The organism is Flagellimonas aequoris (assembly GCF_003584165.1).
Taxonomy (GTDB): Bacteria; Bacteroidota; Bacteroidia; order Flavobacteriales; family Flavobacteriaceae; genus Flagellimonas; species Flagellimonas aequoris.
Window position 1 is genome coordinate 116,685 of the sequence record NZ_QXFJ01000027.1, and the last position, 14,977, is coordinate 131,661.

A 14,977-nucleotide genomic window follows, 5' to 3' on the forward strand; every position below is an offset into this window, starting at 1 on the left:
ATCCGTTATTTACCTTGAACGACATTCAGTCAATTTTATCCATCGCAAAGCGGACACTTGAAATCGAAAGTAAGGCCATCAGCAATTTGATAGACCTACTCGATGACCAATTTGCACATGCCGTACAACACATATTGGAATCGCAGGGAAGGGTGGTGGTTTCCGGCGTTGGGAAAAGTGCCATTGTAGCCTCTAAAATTGTGGCCACACTGAACTCCACAGGCACTCCTGCCATTTTCATGCATGCCGCGGATGCCATCCATGGCGATCTGGGCACCATTCAGGAGAACGATGTGGTCATTTGCTTATCCAAAAGTGGAAACACACCCGAAATAAAAGCCCTGTTGCCACTCATCAAGATAGGGAAGAACAAACTTGTGGGTATTACCGGGAACATGGATTCACTATTGGCCAAACAGGCCGATTTTGTATTGAACACCTTTGTGGAAAAAGAAGCCTGTCCTAATAATCTGGCCCCAACGACCAGCACCTCAGCGCAAATGGCCATGGGCGATGCACTCGCCATCTCCCTTTTGGAGCTCAAGGGTTTCAGCAGTGCTGACTTTGCCAAGTACCATCCCGGAGGCGCCTTGGGCAAAAAATTGTATTTACGCGTGGCCGATATCGTGGTAAACAATGAAAAACCACAAGTGGACATCAACACCAGCGTAAAAGATGTAATCGTTGAAATATCCTCCAAAATGTTGGGGGTTACGGCCGTCATGGAAGACAACAAAGTAGTAGGCATCGTTACGGATGGGGATATAAGAAGGATGCTGAGCAAATATGACAATATAAGTGGACTGACCGCCAAGGACATCATGACCTCCAACCCAAAATCGGTAGATGTGGATACCTTGGCCATCAATGCGTTGAAATTGCTCCAGGAAAAGAGCATTTCCCAACTTTTGGCCTTTGAGGGTGATGCCTACGCCGGTGTGGTCCATATCCATAACCTTATAAACGAGGGAATCCTATAATGGCAAAAACAGAAAAGAAAAATCCGGATGAAATGTCCTTTTTGGACCATTTGGAAGAATTGCGCTGGCATTTGATACGCTCCACCTTCGCCGTGGTGATCATCGCTTGCTTGGCTTTTATTTTTAAGGGGTTCATTTTTGATACCATCCTATTTGGTCCAAAGAACATGGACTTCCCCACCTACAAGTTCTTTTGCAACATCGCGACCTTTTTTGGGGTAACATCCGAATTTTGTAGCGAATCCCTGCCGTTCACTATTCAGAGTAGATTGATGGCGGGCCAATTTTCGGCCCACATCTGGACCTCCATCTGGGCCGGTGTAATCCTCGGGTTCCCTTATATATTGTTCGAGCTATGGCGGTTCATAAGCCCCGGACTCTATGAAAAAGAGCGAAAGCACTCCAGAGGATTCATCCTAACCGCTTCCTCCCTGTTCTTTTTGGGGGTGCTGTTCGGATATTATGTGGTGGCACCGTTGTCCATCAATTTTTTAGGCTCATATCAGGTCAGTAAAGAGGTATTGAACGAGATTGACCTGGCATCCTACGTATCCACCGTTAGAGCCTCCGTCATTGCCTGTGGGATCATGTTCGAGCTCCCCATCGTAATCTATTTCTTGACCAAAGTGGGTCTGGTAACCCCGGAAATCTTGAAAAAGTACCGGAAGATTGCCTTGGTAGTCGTTCTGATCCTTTCAGCCATCATTACACCTCCAGATATCACCAGTCAAATTGTAGTGGCCATCCCTGTACTTATTTTGTACCAGATCAGCATCTATATCTCCAGAATGGTGGTTAGAAGGGAAGAGAAAAAAGAAAACGCGCGAAAAAATGCCAAATAAAGTAGAAGAATTCAATGCATATCGTTCCAAAATGAACGAAAAGTTGTTGGCCGACAACAATAAGTTGATCAAGCGTATCTTTAATCTTGACACCAATGCCTATATGGCCGGGGCCCTTGATGTAAAGACCAAGGAATTGTTGGGGCTGGTTGCATCCGCAGTGCTTCGATGCGACGATTGCGTGAAATACCACTTGGAAAGTTCCAAAAAAGCCGGGGCCAACAAAGAAGAGGTCATGGAAACGTTGGGCATCGCCACTTTGGTGGGTGGTACCATCGTGGTACCCCATTTGCGAAGGGCCTATGAATTTTGGGAAGATTTGGAAGCCAATGATGCTTAAAAAAATCCAAAAGACACCATCCCAGAAAAAGAATATGTTTAGTTTTGGCACGTTCCTATGAAGCTACGCGCAGAAAATATCATGAAGGCTTACCGCGGCCGAAAAGTTGTTAGGGGTATTTCCCTAGAAGTGAACCAAGGAGAAATCGTGGGTCTTTTGGGACCTAATGGTGCCGGAAAGACCACTTCATTCTACATGATCGTTGGGCTCATCAAACCCAATGGCGGCAACATTTACCTTGACAGCACCGATATTACCAGTTTCCCGATGTACAAACGGGCGCAACACGGCATCGGTTATTTGGCACAGGAAGCTTCGGTATTCCGAAAACTGAGCATTGAGAAAAATATTCTGAGTGTACTGCAGCTGACCAAGTTGACCAAGAAGGAGCAGCACATGAAAATGGAATCGCTCATCGATGAATTTGGTTTGGGGCACATTCGTAAAAACCGTGGCGACCTACTTTCAGGAGGCGAACGCCGTCGTACGGAAATTGCAAGGGCTTTGGCCACCGATCCAAAGTTTATTTTGTTGGATGAACCCTTTGCCGGGGTAGATCCCGTAGCTGTGGAAGATATTCAACGTATTGTGGCCCAATTGAAGAACAAGAACATCGGTATTTTAATCACCGATCACAACGTACAGGAGACCTTGGCCATTACGGAACGTTCTTACCTCATGTTTGAAGGAGGCATCCTAAAAGCTGGTATTCCTGAAGAGTTGGCGGTAGACGAAATGGTGCGAAAGGTATATCTGGGGCAGAACTTTGAGCTCAGAAAAAAGAAATTGGATTTCTAGATCACTTCCCAGAAGGCACCAACAAAGAAGCCAGAATATAGAATACTATAATCAAGGGAATGGCCAAAAACTTCAGGGTCAACAACATGATCAAACTTCCGATTAAGAACAAATAACGAATTCCGTTATCCTTAAAACTCCAATTTTTGAATTTGAGGGCGAAAAGTTCTATGGGTGAATTCAACAAGTAGGCACTTAAAATCGTCAAACCGATCAAAAACCAAGGATTGAGGATGATGTCGTTCAACACTTCGTTGTTATGGTACATCAAAATAAGGGGCAAGGAAATAATTAAAAGCGTATTGGCAGGTGTGGGAAGGCCCACAAAGGATGAAACCTGGTTCTCATCCACATTGAATTTGGCCAACCGATAAGCGGAAGCCAGTGTAATCACAAAACCTAAAAATGGCATGACGGACAGCTCCATATCGTGCCCAAAGCCAAGGTTCCACCCTCCCCTTTCGGCCATATTCAACAATTGGTACATGAAAATTCCGGGGACCAACCCGCTGGTGATCACATCGGCAAGGGAGTCCAATTGCACCCCAACTTCGCTCTGAACATTTAGGATCCGGGCAGCCAATCCATCAAAAAAATCAAAAAATATTCCGATGAATACAAATAGTGCGGCCCATTCCAAATGGTTCAGCACCGCAAAAACTGTGGCAATGCAACCACTCAAAACATTCAAAAGCGTTAAAAAGTTGGGAATATAGGACTTCATAGGTATTGATTTCCGTAAAAATAAGGGAAAAAACAAACTGTTACGGAATCCTATTTCAAGGAGCCGTATTTATTCTGATATTTGCGCTGATGAAATTTGGAATGAAACCAAAATCCCTATTACTTATCTTGTTCCTTTTGGTCGGGAAAACCTTGTTTTCCCAAGTACCCGAACTCTCGGAAAAATCCCAGATCAGTCTTCTTACCTGTGCCGCAGGCGATGAGGTGTACACCGCTTTTGGGCATAGTGCCTTCCGTGTGCAGGATTCCGTTTTAGGTATTGATGTGGTATACAACTACGGGACATTTGATTTCAACAAACCCAATTTCTATCTCAATTTTGCCAAGGGACGTTTGATCTATTCCCTTTCCCGAGACACTTTGGATAATTTTTTGTTCTCTTACGAACTGGAAAAAAGATGGATCAAGGAACAGATTCTGGACCTTACCCTAGAGCAGCGAAACCAAATGCTCCAATTTTTCGAGAACAATTACCTTCCCCAGAACAGGGATTACCTCTACGACCCCCTTTTGAACAATTGTTCCAGCATTACGGGCACCATCCTTAAAGATCAATTTGGGGACAAAGTTGTTTTTGATGGCTCCTATTTGGAAGAGCAGTATACCTTCAGGCAATTGGTGCGACAATTTCTAAAAGTCAATTCATGGTCCATGTTCGGCATTGACTTGGCTTTTGGATCTCCCGTAGATCGAAAAGCGACCGTACAAGAGCATATGTTCATGCCCTATTACGCCATGGAACAGATGAGGCATACCACGTTGGACGGGAAACCCATCTTGAAAAGGGAGCGCACCATTTTGGATTATAGCGAACACATAAACCAAACCTTTTTTCCTTTGACCCCGTTGTTCTGGTTTATCCTGTTGTTGGCATTCACGGGAATCATCACCTATTTCGATTATCGCCACCAAACAAGGAGCAGGTGGTTGGATTTTTCACTGATGTTAATTACCGGACTGGCCGGAACGGTTTTGTTCCTCCTTTGGGTGGCCACGGACCATACCTCCACACCCAGAAACTTCAATGTGCTTTGGGCTTTCCCCTTGAATGCATTTGTGGCCTTCATTTTTGCCTTTCAGGATAAACTGCCTGAATGGTCAACCAAATATCTTTGGACCGCTTTGGGGTTGATAGGATTGATGCTTTTGCTTTGGTTATTCAAAGTGCAGATTTTTTCGCCCGTACTGATTCCCTTACTTTTGACCCTGGCTATCCGATACGTATATCTTATTCGGTATTCCAAGTTGTAAGCTTGATGATTTTGCAGCATCCATGAATTTATTGACGGTAGAAAACATATCGAAATCCTATGGGGAACTGGTCCTGTTCTCCGACATTTCTTTTGGTATCAACAAAGACCAAAAAATTGCGCTCATTGCCAAGAATGGGAGTGGCAAGACATCAATATTGAACATCATGTCGGGCAAGGATACTTCCGAAACAGGTCAAGTGAACGTTAGAAAAGGGATCAAAATATCCTTTTTGGAACAAGAACCCTATTTGGACCCTAACCTGACCGTAGAAGAAACCATTTTTGCCACTGATAATGAGATTTTAAAGATCATTGCAGCCTACGAAAAGGCCGTGGAAAACCCGGATGACTCCGTACAATATCAAAAGGCGTTTGAAGCCATGGAGCACCACCAAGCCTGGGATTTCGAGACCCAGTACAAGCAAATCCTCTTTAAACTGCAACTGACCCAACTCGATGCCAAGGTTTCCACGTTATCGGGAGGTCAAAAAAAACGATTGGCATTGGCCAATGCGCTGCTCAACAAGCCTGACCTGCTTATTTTGGACGAGCCTACCAACCACTTGGACCTAGAGATGATCGAGTGGCTGGAAGCCTATTTCGCCAAAGAGAACATCACGCTTTTCATGGTTACCCACGACCGCTATTTTCTGGACCGCGTCTGCAACGAAATCATCGAATTGGACAACAACCAACTCTACACCTACAAGGGTAATTATTCCTATTACCTGAATGAGAAGGAGGGACGCATGGAGCGGGAGGCCGTGGAACAACAGAAGTCCAAAATGCTCTACAAAAAGGAATTGGAATGGATCAGAAGGCAACCCAAGGCCAGGACCACCAAATCCAAGTCCCGGATTGACGATTTCAATGAGATCAAGCAAAGGGCCCATCAACGTAGAAAGGAGCACGAAGTGCAATTGGAGCTGAACATGGAGCGCTTGGGCAGCAAGATTTTGGAATTGCACAATATCACCAAGTCTTATGGCGACAAAGTGATTCTGAACAAGTTCGATTACAACTTCACCAAAGGTGAACGGGTAGGTATCATTGGACAGAACGGCACCGGTAAATCCACTTTTTTGAACATCATCACCCAACAGGAACATGTGGATGGCGGTAAGGTTGTGGTGGGCGATACCCTAAAATTTGGCTACTACACCCAAAAAGGGATTCCGGATAAGGAAGGCCAAAAGGTCATTGATGTGATCCGCGAATTTGGGGATTACATTCCCCTGAAAAAAGGAAGACAGATTTCTGCCCAACAGCTTTTGGAACGTTTTCTTTTTGACCGTAAAAAGCAATATGACTTTGTCGAAAAATTGAGTGGAGGGGAACGCAAACGGCTTTATTTGTGTACGGTACTCATCCAAAACCCCAATTTCTTGATCTTGGATGAGCCCACCAACGACCTTGACATTGTGACCCTCAATGTTTTGGAAAACTTTCTGTTGGATTTTCCTGGCTGCTTGATCGTGGTATCGCACGACCGTTATTTTATGGACAAGATCGTAGATCACCTGTTCGTTTTCAAAGGAAATGGGATTATCGAAGATTTTCCAGGCAACTATACGGATTACCGTGTGTACGAGAGCAGCAAGGTGGAAGAAGAAAGGGAAAACAAATCCACCGTGGTGGAGAAACAGGAAAAAAACTGGAGGGACACCAGTGGGGGTAAACTTTCGTACAATGAGCAAAAAGAATACAAGCAATTGGAAAAGGACATCCAAAAGCTTGAGGAGCAAAAAGAGACGCTACAGAACCGATTTACCGATCCTGACTTAACAGGTGATCAGATCAATCAATTGTCCGTGGAACTCAAGGAAGTTTCGGATGCCATCGAGACCAAAACGGAGCGCTGGTTTGAGCTTTCCTCAATTCTTGAAGGATAATCATGTGGTTCAGGATCGCTTCGTATCTTCAATTCCTGCTGAAATCCACCAACGAACACGGGGTACATTCACCCTTCGTCTTCAATTTTGTAACAAAATGCCTTTACAATAAGAAGACGTACCATAAAGACAAAAGCATCAATGTTTTGCTCAAAAGCATCGAATATTTCAACGTTCAGCATGCCATTATCGAAGACCTTGAAATCAAAAAACTAGTAAAGGAAAACTTCCCAAGGGTTCAATTTGGACAACAGATGTTGGATTTATCCTTTCTTGAAAGCCTAAGCCCTTCCGAATTCAATATGCTACTGAATGAAGGTAGACTCCATAATGACAGTTTGCTAATAATTGACAACATCTACTTTGACAAAAAAAAACTGGAAGAGTGGAACCACCTCATAGCTCAACCTGAGATTACGGTCAGCATGGACCTGTATCATTGTGGCATCCTATTTATCCGTAGGGAACAGGTAAAGGAGCATTTCACCATTCGGATTTAAAGCAGTAATTTTAGGTATGGAAAATGTTGCAACAGACAATACGATTTGGTACGTGCTCGGCGTATTGGGGCTTATTTATTTGGTGATTTTGACCAGAAATAAAAGAGCCACCAAACGTAGGAAATCGCGCAGGTTCATGGAAGGAAAGCGAAGGCGGGACAATGAACAGTGAACAATGGACAATTACCAATTCATAATGAGCAATTGACAGTACAAATACCGATCGGACAACAACTGTTAATTGATTATTGTTTATTGAACATTGATAATTGAAAAAATGAAAATATACACCAAAACAGGCGATAAGGGCACCACGGCACTATTTACAGGCCGAAGGGTTCCCAAACACCATATCCGCATAGAGAGTTACGGCACCATCGATGAACTCAATTCGCATTTGGGGCTGCTCCGCGATCAGCAAATGGATGCCCATTCCAAAGAAATGTTGGTACTGATCCAAAAAAAACTCTTCACCGTGGGATCTATATTGGCCACGGAACCCGACAAGGACAAACGCCTGAAAATTTCACGAATTAGCCAAGAGGACATTGCCCTTTTGGAACAGGAAATGGACCAAATGAACGAAAACCTTCCTGAAATGACACATTTTATCCTTCCTGGAGGCCACACGACCGTGTCATACTGTCATATTGCCAGAACGGTTTGCCGTAGGGCTGAGCGGATGATCTCCTATTTGCACGAGAACGAACCTGTTCCAGATACCTTGCTTTCCTATATGAATCGCCTATCCGACTACCTTTTTGTATTGGCACGAAAGTTGTCCAAAGATGTAAACGCCGATGAAATCAAGTGGATTCCGGAGAAATTGGACTGATAAAATCGTTTTTTTGACCGCTAAGTTTTGCCAACAATAAAATAATTTTTAAATAATCCAGTTTTTACTTGACAAATTGGGTTTAAAATTTATTTTTGCAAAAAATTTAAAATCAAACCGTTACTATGTACTGGACGTTAGAACTAGCCTCATATTTAAGTGATGCACCTTGGCCAGCCACCAAAGACGAACTGATAGATTACGCGATTCGTACGGGAGCCCCGTTGGAAGTAGTTGAAAATTTGCAGTCCATGGAAGAAGAGGGCGGCGAGATATACGAATCCATCGAAGAGATCTGGCCTGATTATCCCACCGAGGAAGATTACCTCTGGAACGAGGATGAATATTAAATTCATAAAGCACAAAGCACGTTAAAAAGTCTCATCTGAGGCTTTTTTTTATGTAATTTTGACAGCCCAGCAAAAGATTTCCATCGTAATCCCATCCTTGGAACAGCTTTTGCCATTCAAACGAAAAATTATTCCATGAGTTTAATTAATTCCGTACTAAAGGTTTTTGTAGGAGATAAATCGGAGAAAGATGTAAAAGCGCTCCAACCTTTGGTAAAAGAAATAAAATCCTTCGAGCAGCAGTTGGAAGGATTGTCGCACGATGAACTAAGACAGAAAACCGTCGATTTCAAGGCCAAGATCGCTGAGGACTGCAAAGAGATCAACGATAAGATCGCAGCCCTTGAAGCAGAAGTCGAAGCCTCCAATGACATCGACCGAAACGAAGAAATCTATACTGAAATTGACAAGCTGAACGAAGAGGCCTATAAAATTTCAGAAAATACCCTGAACACTATCTTACCCGAAGCCTTTGCCGTGGTAAAAGAAACCGCAAAACGCTTCGCGGCCAACGAAACTTTAACGGTAACCGCCACCGAGTTTGACAGAAAATTGTCCGGTGACAGGGACTATGTGACCTTGGAGGATGACAAGGCCGTTTGGCAAAACTCATGGGATGCCGCCGGAAAAGAAGTCACTTGGGATATGGTCCATTATGATGTGCAGTTGATTGGAGGTATTGCATTACACCAAGGAAAAATCGCGGAAATGCAGACCGGTGAAGGTAAGACCCTTGTGGCCACCCTCCCGCTCTATCTGAACGCCTTGGCAGGAAAAGGGGCGCACTTGGTAACCGTGAACGATTACTTGGCTAAAAGGGACAGCGCCTGGATGGGCCCATTGTTCGAGTTCCACGGCCTTTCCGTGGATTGCATTGATAAGCACCGACCCAATTCCGATGGAAGAAGGGCGGCCTACAACGCCGATATCACCTACGGAACCAACAACGAGTTCGGTTTTGACTACCTACGTGACAACATGGCGCATACGCCTGATGATCTGGTACAACGTCCACACCACTATGCCATTGTGGATGAGGTGGATTCTGTATTGATCGATGATGCCAGAACACCGTTGATCATTTCCGGACCTGTACCTGAAGGTGACCGACACGAATTCAACGAACTAAAACCCAAGGTTTCCGATATCGTTCAAAAACAACGACAATATTTAACCGGGGTTTTGGCAGAGGCCAAACGGTTGATCAAGGAAGGGGATACCAAAGAAGGTGGTTTCCAACTGCTACGTGTACATCGTGGTCTTCCCAAAAACAAGGCCCTCATCAAATTTTTGAGTGAAGAAGGGGTCAAACAATTGTTGCAAAAGACCGAGAACTACTACATGCAGGACAACAACAGGGAAATGCCCAAAGTGGATGAGGAACTGTTGTTCGTAATCGATGAAAAAAACAACCAGATAGAACTGACCGATAAGGGAGTTGAATACATCTCTGGCGATCAGGATAGGGACTTTTTTGTGTTGCCCGATATCGGTAGCGAAATTGCCAAGATCGAAAACCAAAATCTGGAAATTGAGGAAGAGGCCGATCTCAAGGAAGACCTTTTCAAGGATTTTGCCATCAAAAGTGAAAGGATCCACACGCTCACCCAATTATTGAAAGCCTATACCCTCTTCGAAAAGGATGTAGAATATGTGGTCATCGACAACAAAGTGTTGATTGTGGATGAGCAAACCGGTCGTATCATGGACGGAAGACGATATTCTGACGGACTGCACCAAGCCATTGAGGCCAAGGAGAGTGTGAAGATCGAGGCCATGACCCAGACCTTCGCCACCATCACCTTGCAGAACTACTTTAGAATGTACAATAAGTTGGCAGGGATGACCGGTACCGCGGTAACCGAAGCTGGCGAGTTTTGGGAAATCTATGAGTTGGATGTGATGGAAATCCCGACCAACAGACCTATTGCGAGACATGACAGGCACGACTTGATCTACAAGACCAAGCGCGAAAAATACAACGCCATTATTGAAGAAGTGACCCAGCTTGCCACTGCAGGCAGGCCCGTGCTGATCGGTACCACTTCGGTAGAGATTTCGGAATTGTTGTCCAAACTGTTGAGCGTACGCAAAATACCGCACAACGTATTGAACGCCAAGCTCCATAAAAAAGAGGCCGATATTGTGGCCGAAGCTGGAAAATCCGGAGTGGTCACCATTGCCACCAACATGGCCGGTAGGGGTACCGACATCAAATTGACCCCAGATGTGAAAAAAGCAGGTGGTTTGGCCATTATTGGTACAGAGCGACACGATTCCAGACGGGTGGACAGACAGTTGAGAGGTCGTTCCGGTAGACAGGGAGACCCAGGAAGTTCCCAGTTCTACGTTTCGTTGGAAGATAACTTGATGCGTTTGTTCGGTTCGGATAGGGTCGCCAAAATGATGGACCGCATGGGATTGGAAGAAGGAGAAGTGATCCAACACTCCATGATGACCAAATCCATAGAGCGCGCCCAGAAAAAGGTGGAAGAGAACAACTTCGGCATCCGTAAACGTTTGTTGGAGTATGATGATGTGATGAACGCCCAAAGGGAAGTAGTCTACAAAAGAAGGAAACACGCCCTTCAAGGAGATCGTTTAAAAGTTGACATTGCCAACATGATCTACGACACCTGTGAAGTGGTGGCGGAGACCAACAAAATGGCGGATGACTTCAAAAATTTCGAATTCGAGTTGATCAAATTCTTCTCGATCACGTCACCCATTTCCGAGGAGGAATTCAAAAAAATGAGTTTCCAGGAAGTTGCAGGGACCGTCTATAAGGCCGCCTATAACTTCTATCAACAAAAAATGGAGCGAAGTGCCACTGTGGCCTTCCAGGTCATCAAAAAAGTGTTCGAGGATGACACCAACAAGTTCGAACGTATTGTGGTTCCCTTTACCGATGGCATCAAGACTTTGAACGTGGTGACGAATTTGGAGAAAGCTTATAAAACGGACGGAAAGCAATTGATCACCGATTTTGAAAAGAACATCACCCTTGCCATCATCGATGATTCCTGGAAGACGCATTTGCGCAAGATGGACGAGTTGAAACAATCCGTTCAATTGGCCGTACACGAACAAAAAGATCCCTTATTGATCTACAAGTTTGAGGCTTTTGAACTTTTCAAGGATATGATAGACAAAGTGAACAAAGAAGTGATTTCTTTCCTTTTCAAAGGGGAATTGCCCTCTGAGAACACCAATCAGATCCAAGAGGCCAGAACGGTTCGCAGACCCAAGGAAAACCTTCAGACTTCCAAAGAAGAAATCCCGAACAGTGACGAGCTGGCTGCCCAGAACAGGGCCGCGGGCCAAACCCAAGGGCAAAGACCCCATATTACCGAGACTATTGTTCGTGAGAAACCGAAAATTGGGCGTAACGATAGGGTCACCATTAAAAACGTAATGTCGGGAGAGAGCAAATCCATGAAGTTTAAGCAGGCAGAGCCCTTACTCGATAAAGGGGAGTGGGTATTGGTGGAAGACTAAACCCTCTCATTCAAAATTTTAAGAGTGGCAGTTATTTATAGCTGCCACTTTTTTTATATCAAAAACATAGTTAGATTTACACCCTGAAACACCCCATTAAGTTACTTTTACTACCCCAATTTTCAACCTTTTGGTAGTAGAGGGTACAATCACGTGCAGCATATGAAAATTCCTGGTGAGGATAAATATCGATTACAAGATAAGATTGATTTGATACTAAAGGTTAACTATAGTTCTTCGATTTTTGCTGCCGTCTTCGGGTTGATCTGTTTTTTCCTTTTGGATATCAGAGGGGTAATTCCTTATGTATTTTTGGGCTATGCCTTTATCAACCTCATCAACACCTTAGTCTACAAGCAGCACAACAACTTAGTGCTCACTTATAACCTGACCTCCATACTCTCCATGATTGGGGCCATTATCATCACCATTTACAGTGGGGGCATCCAAAGTCCGTTCATTTTTGTGCTCGCCATTGTGGTCTTTGCGGGGTATGTGACCACCAAGGTGTTCGGCCAACTCTACCTGATCATCAATTTGGCGGTACTTACTATCCTATTCCTTTATGATACCGGGAATTTCAAGATATCGAACAATACCGTTCCCATGGAATCCAGAAATTGGTTCGCTTTCTTGAGTGCCGTTTTTGCCGTGTATCTACTTGGGGGCGTATTTGGAAAAAACCTGTTAAGGGCCCATCATAAACTGTACAAATCCAGAAACGAGATCCAGGAACGTATTGAAGAGAAAGAAACCTTGCTCAAGGAAGTACACCATCGGGTAAAGAACAACCTTCAAACGGTATCCAGTCTTCTCAGCCTGCAATCCCGGGCCATTGCCGATGAAAAAATCAGCAACATCATCAAGAGCAGCCAAAACCGTGTGGTATCCATGGCCATGGTGCATGAAATGCTTTACAAAAGGGACGACTATCTTTCCAAAATAGAACTCAAACCCTATGTAAAGGAATTATGCGATTATCTGGTGCGTTCCGTGAAGGGCAGCAACAACAGTGTAAAGGTAGATTTGGACATCGACGAGCACAAACTCAGTATAGATACAGTTATTCCCTTGGGATTGATCATTAATGAAACCATCACCAATGCCCTCAAATATGGCATTACGGAAGGGCATAATGGAGAAGTCCATGTGTCGGTCCATAAGATTGGGGACAATCGTTTTGAAATGTACCTTGGCGATAATGGCATAGGGTATTCCGAGGACATCAACCCTAGGACATCCAATTCCTTGGGTCTTAAATTGATCTATAACCTTGCTAGGCAGCTAAGGGGTACCATTAGCCGCGATTATGATAAAAAAGGTACTTATTACCGCATAGAGTTCGAAGAGATCGTGGAAGAGTTCAATTCTGTGGATTGATCTCAGAAACAACAGAAATAAAAAAGGCCGGTTTTAAAACCGGCCTTTTTCTGTTATGAAATATTCTACTGCTTACCTATTTATCTTGAAATTTTTTATCCCTTAATGAAAAAACGATCGAAGCGACCACAAATGCCATGCTCAAAAACAAGGCAAAGAGAATCAGCAAATTTAAAATCATGATTAAGCCAATTTAGCTTTGTTTTTTTTGGTTGTGAAAGAAAGTTCCTTTTTAACCCTTGAGTTTTTGAATTTGTACAATCTGGCAACTTCCCTATTCTGCTTAACGGATGTGCTAAGATCGATGTTCAACTCAACTCCCACAGTAACGGTATCTACCTTAACTTCTTTGGAAGTATCTTGGGCCATGGCCACTGTTCCGAAAAAAACTACTGCGATGATGGTTAAAATTGTTTTCATGATTTGGGTTTTTATTACGAAGTAAAATTACCCTCGCACCTACCCTAGATCAGATTTGTGTCGCTTAACAGATCAAAATTTTCGGTGTAAAAACTTTTCTTGGTTAAAGTGCATTTTATCGACGACGAACGTTTTTGGGTCCAAAAACACCATACCGACGGCATGTGCATTTCATCGATCGTGAAAATGTAGGGTGCTTTGTAAGTTGTTGATAATGAACGATATATTTGTAGGAAAAAGATTATATTTTCATTATATCATGTAGGAAAATTGTAAGATTTTGAATTGTAAGGCAAATTTTAGTCCAGGGCAGAAATGAGGTCAATTCACAAATTTTAACACCCTTTCGTGTAATTCTTGGTATCTTATAGCAACTAAGTAAGAAAGAACATGAACATCGTGAGAATTACATTTTTTACCCTTCTGATTTTGGTTTCGACCAGTTGTCGACCCAAAGAGAAATCCACCGAACAAGAAATGGCCCATCAAGAGCCTATTGAAAATCCAGAAACTCCCAAACTGACCCCTCCAGAATTACAACAATACGAAACGGCCTATTTTGCCAGTGGCTGTTTTTGGTGTGTAGAGGCCATCTTTGAAAGCGTAAAAGGTGTTAAGGAAGTATACTCGGGTTACTCGGGCGGAACGGAGAAAAACCCTACCTATGAACAAGTCTCCTATGGTAAAACCCACCATGCCGAATCCGTAGAGGTGTATTATGACCCAAAAGTGGTCTCGTTCACACAACTGGTACAAGTATTCTTTGGCTCTCACGATCCCACTACATTAAACCAGCAAGGACCCGACAGGGGCGCCCAATACCGTTCCATTGCATTTTATAAGAATGATGAACAGAAGAAGATCATCACGGATTACATGGCCAAATTGGAAGCGGAACACGTCTATGGCAGACCCATAGTGACCGAAGTGAAAAAGTTCGACAAATTTTATAGGGCCGAAGATTATCATCAGGATTACGAAAAACTACACCCGAACAATAGTTACATCCAGAATGTTTCCATTCCAAGGTTGAACCGGTTCAAAAAGAATTTCAAATCCTTCCTAAAGGAAGATGTGCATTAAGCTGAAGGCTTTTTGTGGACGAAGAAGTTGATATGGGCTTGAAGCAGTGTTGGCCTTGTAGG

At 43.7% G+C, this 14,977-nt stretch carries 15 protein-coding genes; 13 read left to right on the forward strand and 2 right to left on the reverse strand.

What is annotated here, in order from left to right; all coding sequences use genetic code 11:
* Window positions 1-14 precede the first annotated feature (14 nt).
* The 4 genes from D2U88_RS11845 to lptB are packed head-to-tail and all read left to right on the forward strand — an operon-like array spanning window position 15 to window position 2,960.
* A complete protein-coding gene (locus D2U88_RS11845) occupies window positions 15-980 on the forward strand; it encodes a KpsF/GutQ family sugar-phosphate isomerase (RefSeq protein WP_119640777.1) in 966 nt (321 codons plus the stop codon).
* Window positions 980-1,822, forward strand: coding sequence for a twin-arginine translocase subunit TatC (tatC, locus tag D2U88_RS11850; RefSeq protein ID WP_119640778.1), 843 nt, complete (start codon window positions 980-982; stop codon window positions 1,820-1,822). Before D2U88_RS11845 ends, tatC begins: the two co-directional genes overlap by 1 nt.
* Window positions 1,812-2,162, forward strand: a complete 351-nt coding sequence (locus D2U88_RS11855) for a carboxymuconolactone decarboxylase family protein (protein WP_119640779.1) — start codon at window positions 1,812-1,814, stop codon at window positions 2,160-2,162. Before tatC ends, D2U88_RS11855 begins: the two co-directional genes overlap by 11 nt.
* Before the next feature lie 57 nt (window positions 2,163-2,219).
* On the forward strand, window positions 2,220-2,960 hold the full coding sequence (gene lptB, locus D2U88_RS11860; RefSeq protein WP_119640780.1) for an LPS export ABC transporter ATP-binding protein: 741 nt from the start codon (window positions 2,220-2,222) through the stop codon (window positions 2,958-2,960).
* Between the two features lies 1 nt (window position 2,961).
* On the opposite strand, the gene D2U88_RS11865 is transcribed toward lptB, so the two are convergent.
* Entirely contained in the window at window positions 2,962-3,684 is a 723-nt protein-coding gene (locus D2U88_RS11865; RefSeq protein ID WP_119640781.1) for a CDP-alcohol phosphatidyltransferase family protein, read from the reverse strand.
* Between the two features lie 101 nt (window positions 3,685-3,785).
* On the opposite strand from D2U88_RS11865, the gene D2U88_RS11870 reads away from it, so the two are divergent.
* The 8 genes from D2U88_RS11870 (at window position 3,786) to D2U88_RS11900 (ending at window position 13,412) form a co-directional block, all read left to right on the forward strand.
* The gene (locus D2U88_RS11870; RefSeq protein WP_119640909.1) at window positions 3,786-4,955 is read left to right on the forward strand and encodes a lipoprotein N-acyltransferase Lnb domain-containing protein; all 1,170 of its coding nucleotides are present in this window, start codon (window positions 3,786-3,788) and stop codon (window positions 4,953-4,955) included.
* 22 nt (window positions 4,956-4,977) lie between these two features.
* Window positions 4,978-6,849, forward strand: coding sequence for an ABC-F family ATP-binding cassette domain-containing protein (locus tag D2U88_RS11875; RefSeq protein WP_119640782.1), 1,872 nt, complete (start codon window positions 4,978-4,980; stop codon window positions 6,847-6,849).
* A 2-nt stretch (window positions 6,850-6,851) separates the two neighbouring features.
* Window positions 6,852-7,349: a hypothetical protein gene (locus D2U88_RS11880; protein WP_119640783.1), complete on the forward strand. Its 498-nt coding sequence runs from the start codon at window positions 6,852-6,854 to the stop codon at window positions 7,347-7,349.
* A gap of 16 nt (window positions 7,350-7,365) precedes the next feature.
* On the forward strand, window positions 7,366-7,521 hold the full coding sequence (locus D2U88_RS19665; RefSeq protein ID WP_220473503.1) for a hypothetical protein: 156 nt from the start codon (window positions 7,366-7,368) through the stop codon (window positions 7,519-7,521).
* Window positions 7,522-7,626: 105 nt separating this feature from the next.
* Window positions 7,627-8,184: a cob(I)yrinic acid a,c-diamide adenosyltransferase gene (locus D2U88_RS11885; protein ID WP_119640784.1), complete on the forward strand. Its 558-nt coding sequence runs from the start codon at window positions 7,627-7,629 to the stop codon at window positions 8,182-8,184.
* Window positions 8,185-8,309: 125 nt separating this feature from the next.
* Entirely contained in the window at window positions 8,310-8,534 is a 225-nt protein-coding gene (locus D2U88_RS11890) for a DUF2795 domain-containing protein (protein WP_013551418.1), read from the forward strand.
* Between the two features lie 135 nt (window positions 8,535-8,669).
* Window positions 8,670-12,032: a preprotein translocase subunit SecA gene (gene secA / locus D2U88_RS11895; RefSeq protein WP_119640785.1), complete on the forward strand. Its 3,363-nt coding sequence runs from the start codon at window positions 8,670-8,672 to the stop codon at window positions 12,030-12,032.
* A gap of 162 nt (window positions 12,033-12,194) precedes the next feature.
* On the forward strand, window positions 12,195-13,412 hold the full coding sequence (locus D2U88_RS11900; protein ID WP_119640786.1) for a sensor histidine kinase: 1,218 nt from the start codon (window positions 12,195-12,197) through the stop codon (window positions 13,410-13,412).
* A 183-nt stretch (window positions 13,413-13,595) separates the two neighbouring features.
* Here the strand turns inward: D2U88_RS11900 and D2U88_RS11905 are convergent, their stop codons facing one another.
* Window positions 13,596-13,832: a hypothetical protein gene (locus tag D2U88_RS11905; protein WP_119640787.1), complete on the reverse strand. Its 237-nt coding sequence runs from the start codon at window positions 13,830-13,832 to the stop codon at window positions 13,596-13,598.
* 390 nt (window positions 13,833-14,222) lie between these two features.
* Between D2U88_RS11905 and msrA the strand changes: the two genes are divergently transcribed.
* Entirely contained in the window at window positions 14,223-14,915 is a 693-nt protein-coding gene (msrA, locus tag D2U88_RS11910) for a peptide-methionine (S)-S-oxide reductase MsrA (protein ID WP_119640788.1), read from the forward strand.
* The last annotated feature ends 62 nt before the right edge of the window (window positions 14,916-14,977 follow it).

Coding starts and splice junctions, on each gene's coding strand:
- D2U88_RS11875 (WP_119640782.1), top strand. CDS start 4,978: ATGAATTTATTGACGGTAGAAAACATATCGAAATCCTATGGGGAACTG.
- D2U88_RS11870 (WP_119640909.1), top strand. CDS start 3,786: ATGAAACCAAAATCCCTATTACTTATCTTGTTCCTTTTGGTCGGGAAA.
- D2U88_RS11890 (WP_013551418.1), top strand. CDS start 8,310: ATGTACTGGACGTTAGAACTAGCCTCATATTTAAGTGATGCACCTTGG.
- D2U88_RS19665 (WP_220473503.1), top strand. CDS start 7,366: ATGGAAAATGTTGCAACAGACAATACGATTTGGTACGTGCTCGGCGTA.
- D2U88_RS11865 (WP_119640781.1), bottom strand. CDS start 3,684: ATGAAGTCCTATATTCCCAACTTTTTAACGCTTTTGAATGTTTTGAGT.
- tatC (WP_119640778.1), top strand. CDS start 980: ATGGCAAAAACAGAAAAGAAAAATCCGGATGAAATGTCCTTTTTGGAC.
- secA (WP_119640785.1), top strand. CDS start 8,670: ATGAGTTTAATTAATTCCGTACTAAAGGTTTTTGTAGGAGATAAATCG.
- msrA (WP_119640788.1), top strand. CDS start 14,223: ATGAACATCGTGAGAATTACATTTTTTACCCTTCTGATTTTGGTTTCG.
- D2U88_RS11885 (WP_119640784.1), top strand. CDS start 7,627: ATGAAAATATACACCAAAACAGGCGATAAGGGCACCACGGCACTATTT.
- lptB (WP_119640780.1), top strand. CDS start 2,220: ATGAAGCTACGCGCAGAAAATATCATGAAGGCTTACCGCGGCCGAAAA.
- D2U88_RS11905 (WP_119640787.1), bottom strand. CDS start 13,832: ATGAAAACAATTTTAACCATCATCGCAGTAGTTTTTTTCGGAACAGTG.
- D2U88_RS11880 (WP_119640783.1), top strand. CDS start 6,852: ATGTGGTTCAGGATCGCTTCGTATCTTCAATTCCTGCTGAAATCCACC.
- D2U88_RS11900 (WP_119640786.1), top strand. CDS start 12,195: ATGAAAATTCCTGGTGAGGATAAATATCGATTACAAGATAAGATTGAT.
- D2U88_RS11855 (WP_119640779.1), top strand. CDS start 1,812: ATGCCAAATAAAGTAGAAGAATTCAATGCATATCGTTCCAAAATGAAC.